The 8,222-nt window shown below is 66.9% G+C and carries 6 protein-coding genes and 1 pseudogene; 5 read left to right on the top strand and 2 right to left on the bottom strand.

Annotation, left to right across the window (positions count from 1 at the left end; all coding sequences use genetic code 11):
* Positions 1 to 813 precede the first annotated feature (813 nt).
* The 5 genes and pseudogenes from OG285_RS38430 to OG285_RS38410 all read left to right on the top strand — a co-directional run.
* Positions 814 to 2,415: a hypothetical protein gene (locus tag OG285_RS38430; RefSeq protein ID WP_331760524.1), complete on the top strand. Its 1,602-nt coding sequence runs from the start codon at positions 814 to 816 to the stop codon at positions 2,413 to 2,415.
* Positions 2,390 to 2,794 carry a hypothetical protein gene (locus OG285_RS38425; RefSeq protein ID WP_331760523.1) on the top strand — a complete coding sequence of 135 codons (405 nt, stop codon included), beginning with the start codon at positions 2,390 to 2,392 and terminating at the stop codon, positions 2,792 to 2,794. The genes OG285_RS38430 and OG285_RS38425 overlap by 26 nt, the downstream gene beginning before the upstream one ends.
* Before the next feature lie 258 nt (positions 2,795 to 3,052).
* Positions 3,053 to 3,919: a hypothetical protein gene (locus OG285_RS38420; protein WP_331760522.1), complete on the top strand. Its 867-nt coding sequence runs from the start codon at positions 3,053 to 3,055 to the stop codon at positions 3,917 to 3,919.
* A 261-nt stretch (positions 3,920 to 4,180) separates the two neighbouring features.
* Entirely contained in the window at positions 4,181 to 5,386 is a 1,206-nt protein-coding gene (locus OG285_RS38415; protein ID WP_331760521.1) for a reverse transcriptase domain-containing protein, read from the top strand.
* A gap of 982 nt (positions 5,387 to 6,368) precedes the next feature.
* A pseudogene (locus OG285_RS38410) lies at positions 6,369 to 6,794 on the top strand (hypothetical protein); the annotation flags it as partial.
* Positions 6,795 to 6,817: 23 nt separating this feature from the next.
* On the opposite strand, the gene OG285_RS38405 reads toward OG285_RS38410, so the two are convergent.
* Both OG285_RS38405 and OG285_RS38400 read right to left on the bottom strand, forming a co-directional pair.
* Complete coding sequence (locus OG285_RS38405) at positions 6,818 to 7,414, bottom strand: hypothetical protein (RefSeq protein WP_371793759.1); 597 nt, start codon at positions 7,412 to 7,414, stop codon at positions 6,818 to 6,820.
* 275 nt (positions 7,415 to 7,689) lie between these two features.
* Positions 7,690 to 8,184 (bottom strand): gluconokinase, encoded by a 495-nt coding sequence (locus OG285_RS38400; protein ID WP_331760519.1) that lies wholly within the window; start codon positions 8,182 to 8,184, stop codon positions 7,690 to 7,692.
* Positions 8,185 to 8,222 lie beyond the last annotated feature (38 nt).

Here is an 8,222-nt window from a genome sequence, read left to right as displayed (position 1 = left end):
CCCGGAGACACGACGCGACGGCCCTACGGGCCGTCAAAGATGCCGGGCGCTCCGCGCCCTTGGCGCCTTCGGCGCTTGAAGCGTTGTCACCTTCGGTGACACCGGGCCTCCGGCCCGAAAGGTCCGGCCTCCGGCCGAACCTGGCTGGCTATGTGTGACGGTGGCTCAGGAGGTGTGTTTGTGTGGGGAGTTGGGGGTTTCAGTGGCCTCGTCTCCATGGGTGCAGGTTGCCGGTGTTGGCCGGCGTCCACTCCGTGGCCGCTCTTCAACTACCCTACCGTCACATTATGCAGTCGATCTATACCCGAGACAAGACTCCCCTCGACCGGGCAGCGAAGCCGCGATGAGCACACTTGATATACCATCAAGTGGTCTAGTCCACTGACTATTCCCTACCGAAGCGGGACGACGTGACGACAGGCCAGGTCCGATCTGCACCACGCCGTCCAGGACAGACACACGGTGGAGTCACCAACAACGCATCATCTCGATGACATCACCAGCCAACCCCCAGGCCAGACACCCACGGCTATCCGACAACACCTGCTACAACCCCAACGCCACCCATTACTCAGACCCGCAAGTGGGCGACCACACAGTCGAGCACAGCCACTGCTGGTAGCTGACAGCCTCGAAGCTGGGACCCAGGCAGCCGTCATACCACTGCACTTGGGGCGTTACAGATAGTTTGCGTTATGTATGCCGCTTCGGATCGGACCGGGCTGGCAGTGGCGGGCGTAAGCGGAAGTCTCCGGCGAAGTCAGTCAGGTACGGCACCAGAAGGCCGTCGCCAACGCCCATGCCAAGAACGCGGTGGAGGAAGCCGCCACCGCCAAAGCCCTCGCCGACAAGGCGGCGGATGACACCAAGGCCGCCTACCAGTCCGCCGCCAACGCCGCCGGATACGCGGCCGACGCCCGCACCTACGCCAAGGAGGCCCTCGGCTACGCAGCCGACGCCGCTACCGCAGCATCCAAGGCCACCGCATCACTGGCCCGCACCATCACCTACGACAGCAAAGCCACCGCCGGCGCAGCAGCCGCCGACACGGCGGCAGGCCGGGCCGAGAGCTACGCCAAGGACGCCCGCGACTCCGCCGACCAAGCAGCACTCGACGCCTCCGCGGCACGCACCGCCGCCACCCTCGCAGAACAGGACGCGACGGACGCACGCGCAGCGGCCGACCGCGCCGACACCGCAACGACCGAAGCCGAACAGGCCGCGAAGGACGCCGACAAATACGCCAAGGACGCCCAAGCAGCAGCCGACAGGACCGAAAAAGCGGAGGCTGGCAAGGGCCGCTCCGAGGGTTCCGGTACGGGCATTCCCAGTGTGTTCGCCGTTCCAGACGAGTCCACCGTCGAGATCGTCAGCTCCAAACAGATCGGCACGTGCCCGGGGATGCCGGAGGCCGGCTTCCAGGACTGTAACGCTGTGTACGACCTGGTCGTCACCTACGAGGCTGACTTCTACCTGTGCACCGACGGCCAGGCCCAGGCCACAGCCGCCGGATGCCCGAAATCGGCATGGACGTTCCTCCAGCGGTCGACGCTGAAGAACATCAAGATCGACGGCTGGACTCACACATTCTCCGGCAAGGACATCGTCCGCGCCGGATGGCAGAGCCTCTTCGGTGATGTGGCCGGATCGATCCTGTTCTCCTTCTTCGCCGAAGACCTGATGGACTGCTGGCACGGCAGCAAGACCGCCTGCGCCTGGAGCCTCGCCACGTATGTCCCGGTAGAAGGGCTGCTCTCCCCGATCGCCCGCGCCGTCACGGCCCTCGACGCGTCTGTCAGGACCGGTATCGGCTTCACCGAGGCGTGGAATGCCCTTCGCACACTCCACCTCTCGGACGAAGCTGTCGCCGGGATCGGTGCGAAGGCGATCCCGGAGCTAGAAAGGGCGTGCGCCAAGGGGACGGTCACCACCGCCGCCCTCACAAACGCCATCAGGGCAGCAGGTGGCGGAGGAGGCTACTGTGCGTGGCTGGTCCTGGGTGGCCCGGGTCGGTGGATGCCTGCGACGGAGTCCATGGCCGATGCCGACCGTGCCTACGAGCAGTTGGTGACGAACGGGGTCCCGTCAGGCATCTCGTACAAGGTCGCTGCAGACACACCGAGCGGTTTCGTTAAGTTTGACGGCTTCCAGAACGGAACTCTCATAGACGCTAAGAACCTGCACTACTCCGCGTCGATGATCCGCGCGGATGGGAAACTGGTGTTTCCCACGAAGGAGACTAAGGCAATAGTGAAACAGGTCGCGGCAGCGAAAGGGACGCCCATCGTGTGGTACATGTCCGACGAGGAAACTCTGTATGCCCTGAAGCAATGGGCGCTTGACATAATGTCAAGGGGATCGAGTTCGTTCTCAGGGTGGGGCCGCAGAAGTGAGCTACGGTCTAAGCCTTTATAAGTTCGAGGGCGGCGCGCCGGTCGAGCCGGAAATGCAGAAGGTTCGGGCGATCCTTTCGCCCTACTACGCCGCACCTGAGAAAGTGACTGGCCCTGACAGTGAGTTCTGGATCCGCGCTGCCGACGGCAGCGAGGTCGAGGTAGATGTCAGTGGCTGTGTTATCGGTATCGAGCGCCCGGAGGTCGGCAAGGTGTGGGAGATCATTATTGAGCTGGCCGACCGGGTCAGTGGAACTGTTTTCCTTCCCAGCGGCACATTCTTGTGCCGTGAGGACGTGAGGGCACAGCTCCCCGAGGGTATGGAGAGCGATTCCGTTTTCGTTCAGGAGATCACTCTCGAAGCCTTTGAGAGCGTCGCGGGCCATTCGACCAGGCGGTGAGATGACGTCGACGCGCTGGCCGCACTATCTACCTACCGTTCAGGGTAAAGGTGTGGCCAGCGAAGCTGGTCAGTACAGCGGCGGCCTTCACGTGTCCGCCAGCACCCGTCGCCAGCGTAGAGACCGGTGGCGCCGGGTGCCCTCGGCCCGCAACTGCTGTTCGCCCAGAACTTGACGGCTGCTGGCGGCGGGGTCGGCGCGGGCTGTGCTCGCGCGTCGCTCACCGCAGCCTGACCGCCCACGCAGGAGAGCCCACCCGTGCAGAAGACCGCGCTGACGCCCTACGCCCACCTCCCCCGATCGCACCACGACCGCCACGTCCTGACCAGTACCGTCGACGTCTTCGGCGCCGCCCACTGGCTGCTTACCGAACGCGCTCCGCAGCCCGGCGGCGATGTTCTGCCCTTCGACACGCTGGTCGTCTCCGTCCAGCCGGACGGCGACGTCGAACTCACCGAGCTGAGCGCCGTGCGGGCCCGCTGGCCGCACCTGGACCGCCTGCCCGACGGCAGGTTCGTCGCCGCCGCGTCTCGCGCCCGCCGGTACGAGGACGCGAACCAGGTCCAGATCTTCGACGCCCTCGGCCGCGAGACCTTGTCCTTCTCCGTCGGGGACGCCATCGAGCACCTGCTCGTGGACGAAGCCGGCCATATCTGGGTCGGGCACTTCGACGAGAACCCGGCCGGAATCCGCCGCTGGAACGCCACAGGCCGACTCGTCTGGACGTCAGACGACGCCCACATCCCCGATCTCTTCGACTGCTACGCCCTGAACGTGTCGGGCACCACCGCCTGGGCGTGCCCATACACGGACTTCCCGCTCGTCGAGATACGCCCCAACCGCCCCGACCAGCCCGTGACGGTGCGGGCGAACAGCGTACGAGGCGCCAAAGCGGTGGCCGTCCACGGCGGGCGGGTCGCCTTCTACGGCGGCTACGGCGAGGAGCGGGACCGACTCGCCCACGGAGAGCTCACCGAAACGTCCGTCGAGCCAAAGGAAGTCGGCCTGCTCAGCCTGCCCGATGGCCCTGCCCCCGGCCGCCGACGGGTCGTCAGCCGAGGAAGCAGAATCTACGTCCAGGCCGAGCCGTTCAGCGCGTGGGGCGTGTTCGACCTCAGCAGCTGATACCCAGCACTGGAAAGATCCTTTCCACCCGGTCGCCAACCATCCGGCGGACAGTCCCGCAAGGACCTTGCCGCCCAGGGAGCATCGTGCCGCCGTCCTTTGTCCACCGCATCACCAAGTACGCCCCAGCCGGCCGCGACGAGCGTGGGCACTACACCGGTGTGGAGGGCACGGTCAGCGACCACGGGCCGGTGGAAGCGGCGTGTTTGGCGGCGATCGCGGGCTTCGCGGAGGCCTCGGGTATCGACCGGCTGGAGATCCGTGAGCCCTCGGTTGGCCGGCTTCGTCCACTTCGGCGTGGAGCCGCCCGTAGAGGGACACGGCCTGGCCGGGCTCTTCCCACCCGACCTCACCGGCTACCACGACGGGGCCGAGTTCTCCCTTCCCGTGGCTCTGGAACTGGTCCGGGCGATGCTCCGCGACCGGGGCGCCTGGTGTCGGCTGAAGGCGGGGGACCTGTTCACCGTGCACGTCGGATGGGACCAGTACGTGTACGTAGGCAGCGACCGGCGCTGCACGGATGCCATGGCCCTTACACGGAAGCTCGGCCTCTTCCCAGAACCGCTGACGGCCTCGCCCTACGCGGAGGAACTTGAGGAACGGGAAGTGACGGAGGCCGCCGACGAGGGCTTCTGGGCGCGCGTGCATGTGCAGCTGGCCTCACGGCAGACGGTGCTCCTGGAGGAGGCCTCCGTCCGCAACTCCGCACGCTGGCACCGCCTCACGCCGGAGAACCTCGACGCGGTGCGCGCCGGTCTCGGGCCACGAGCTCTACTGACCGTCTGGCCCGACCTGACCCCCGGCGTCGGCGCGGTCCTCGCCGCACTTCCCGAGGAGGACTCCGAGAGCAAACGCGTCCTGGCCCTGGTGAAGGCGTTCCTCAAGGCGGGCATCCTCAGCGAGGACGGTCTGCTGCGGGTCAACGACACGGGCACCCCGCAGGGCTCGATTCTCTCGCCGTTGCTCAGCAACGTCGCTCTCTCGGTCCTGGACGAGCACATCGCCCAGCCGCCGGGAGGCGCCGGAACTGATCTCAACGGGCGTCGGAGGCGCCGACGCCGAGGTCTACCCAACTACCGGCTGGTCCGGTACGCGGACGACTGGTGCCTGATGGTTCACGGCACCAAGGCAGACGCCGAAACGCTACGCGCAGAGATCGCGGAAGTCCTCACCACGATGGGCCTGCGCCTGTCGCCGGAGAAGACTCTGATCACCCACATCGAACAGGGCCTGGACTTCCTGGCCTGGCACATCCAGCGCCACCGGAAACCAGACACCAACCGGTACTACGTCTACACCTACCCGGCCAAGAAGGCCCTGCGGGCCATCATGGCCAAGGTCAAGGCGCTGTGCCGGGAGGTCGGCACGAACCAGCCGCTCGACGCCCTGCTCGCCCGGATCAATCCGGCAGTACGGGGCTGGTGCGCCTACTTCCGACCCGGGGTGTCCTTCGCGACCTTCTCCTAGCTGCGCAACTACGTGTGGCACACGGCTTGGAGATGGGTCCAGCGCAAGCACCCCAAGACAGGCCGGAAGAAGATCTTCCGCCGCTACTGCGGTCGCAGACCATGGTGGACCGGGGAGACCCGGGAGTTGTTCAACCCGGTCACGGTAGGCACCACTCGCTACCGCTACCGGGGCCTGACGATTCCCACTCCCTGGGACGCCACGGGATATGGACCAAGAAGAAGAACAAGAAGTGCAGGGGCCCCTTCCCCGAAAGCTGCCGCCAGCGCTTCTGGATCAGCAGTAACGACGTCACTGGCATCAAGGTCCCCCCGCCGCCCCCGGCCAAGTGGGGCAACCAGAGCGCCTTCATCGTCCGCCAGGCCGTCACTGACAAAGAAACCGGCCTCGATCACCGTCTGATTCCCACCGGTACCGACCTAGCCGGCATCGTCGCGGACCACCAAGGGACCGCCCGCTGGCAGATCCTCCGCAAGGGCCCCGGGGTCTGGAACCTCAAGTCCACCAAGAGCAAGCGCCGTAGCGGTGAGTGCCTGTACTACGTCAAGGCCAATGGGACCGTACTCGCCAAGACACGCAAGTGCGGCGACAACGTCGACCAGCAGTTCAAAATCCGCTTCGCAGGACGCAGCTCCTTCTACGTCCAGTCGAAGAAGGACCCGCGCAGATGCCTCGACGGCAGGTTCTGGATGTCCAACACGGCCCGCTTCGTGCCGTGCGACAGCAAGAAGGACGACATGCGCTGGAGGTTCACCAAGCACCCAGCGCACCAGCCAGGTCGAGATCGAGCCCGCGGATATCTCCGGGCCCGGTTTCGCAAGGGGCACGGCAGACGCAGAGGCCAGCATTGTGGAAGGGCCTTTCGCCTTCTTGGGCGGGGAGATTTCAGGCGATCCCAACGAACGCGGAGAGTTCAACGTCCTGCTCGACACTGCGACGATCCGGATCCGCTGACGAGTAACTCCGGGCCGCGTCGCCGTACATGTCACAGGGGTACGGCGGCCGGTCTTCGTCGGCAGCCGGTGGTGGTGGCGAGGGAGGAGACGGTGTGATGGCAAGGGAAGGCCGGGCGGACCGTCGGGAGCCGGTGGATGTGCGGGGCGGGCCTGTTCCCTCTCGCGCCTTGGGCGGGCTTCCCGTGCTGGGGCATCTGTGGGTGCTGCGCCGGGATCCGCTGGGGTTTCTGCGGTCGCTCGCCGTGCAGGGGGACGTGATGCAGGTGGGGCTGGGGCCGGTGCGGGCGTGGGTGGTCTGTGATCCGGGCCTGGTGCGGGAGCTGCTGCTGGACGACCGCGCGTTCGACAAGGGCGGCTGGTTCTTCGACAAGGGGCGCGAGGTGGTGGGCAACGGCCTGGCCACCTGCTCGCACGATCAGCACCGCCGCCAGCGGCGGCTCCTGCAGCCCGCCTTTCATCCCGGGCGGCTGTCCGGCTACGCCCGGATCATGAGCGAGCAGGCACGGCTTGTGACCGGGTCCTGGAGCGACGGGCTGGTGGTCGATGTGCCAGCGCAGATGCGAAGGATGGCCATGGGAACGGTTGTGGGAACTCTGTCACACCGGCGGCGGGAAGCGCGGCAGCGGCCTTGGACGCGGTGGCGGGCGATCTCCTGCAGGGCCTGGACCGGCGTCTCCGCAACCCGCTGCGCCTGCTGGAGAAACTGCCCACACCCGCGAACCGGCGTTTCCGCCGCGCGAACACACACCTGCGTGAGGCCGTCGCGCGGAGCGTCACCGCCTGCCGCCGCGACGGTGCGGCCGAGGGCGACGTGCTCTCCACCCTCCTCCAGGAGAGCCGCACCGACGGGCCCGGCACAGCACGCGGCCGTGAGGGGTGCGTCCTGGGGCTCTCGGCCGCCGCCCAGCGGGGACCACATGCCCGGTTCCCAGATCTGGCCGGGGAAGTAGTCGCGCAGGTGGAGCAGGTACTCGCCGCGGTCGTTGTAGATCAGGGCGGAGGCATGGGCCCTCTCCGGTTCGGCCTGGAGCGGGAGCTTGAGCAGCTTCTCGCGCAGGGAGGGAGAGGTCACCTTGTCCACGGGCCGCCACTCGATGCCGCCGACCTCTTTTCCTGCAGCACCACCGGCGTTTCGTCCACGGTGTGCAGGCGGAAGAAGAACCGGAGGTCGAAGTGCTGGTGGCCGGGTTCGCCTTTTCCCTGGTGGGCATCGACGTCGTGGTGAGCCGGGACACGTTAGTTGGAACCTTGCCACGACGACTGGCACCGTCGATGGCTGGACGGCGGGACGTCCGCATCAGTGCCAGCCGGTCGTGTGATCTGGCGGGGGTGTTGCGCTGCGGTCCGTCAGCCTGTGCCAGGCGCGGTGGCCAGGGTCTCGGCGAGGAGTTCGTCCAGCGGGCGGGATGCGTCGAGGGTGACTCCGTGTTCATCCGGCTGCAGGGGTTCCAGGGCCGTGAACTGGGATCCGGCGAGGGCTTCAGGGAAGTAGTGCCCCTTGCGGGCAGCCAACCGCCGCCGTACCTCAGCCTCGCCGACGTCCAGGTGTACGAACCAGACGCCTGCTCCCGTTTCCGTGCGCAGCACGTCTCGGTAGGCGCGTTTGAGGGCGGAGCAGGCGAGGACCGTGCGCGCCGGGGAGCGCAGGATCTCCGCGTTCACGCGGCGCAGCCATGGTGCGCGGTCGGTGTCGTCCAGCGGGATCCCACGGGACATCTTCTCCACCGATCGCGGGCAGTGGTAGACGTCGGCGTCGATGAAGCCGGTACCCAGTGCCGCGGAGAGCTGTTGTCCCAGGGTGGTCTTGCCGGCCCCGCCGACTCCCATCATCACGATCACCATGGAGCCCTCCTTCGTGTCTTGGGAACTGGCCCCGCCCC

It is taken from the genome of Streptomyces sp. NBC_01471 (genome assembly GCF_041438865.1).
In the GTDB taxonomy this organism is placed as follows: domain Bacteria; phylum Actinomycetota; class Actinomycetes; order Streptomycetales; family Streptomycetaceae; genus Streptomyces.
Note: the sequence above shows the minus strand (reverse complement) of the source record. Positions and strands in the feature narration are given on the sequence as shown.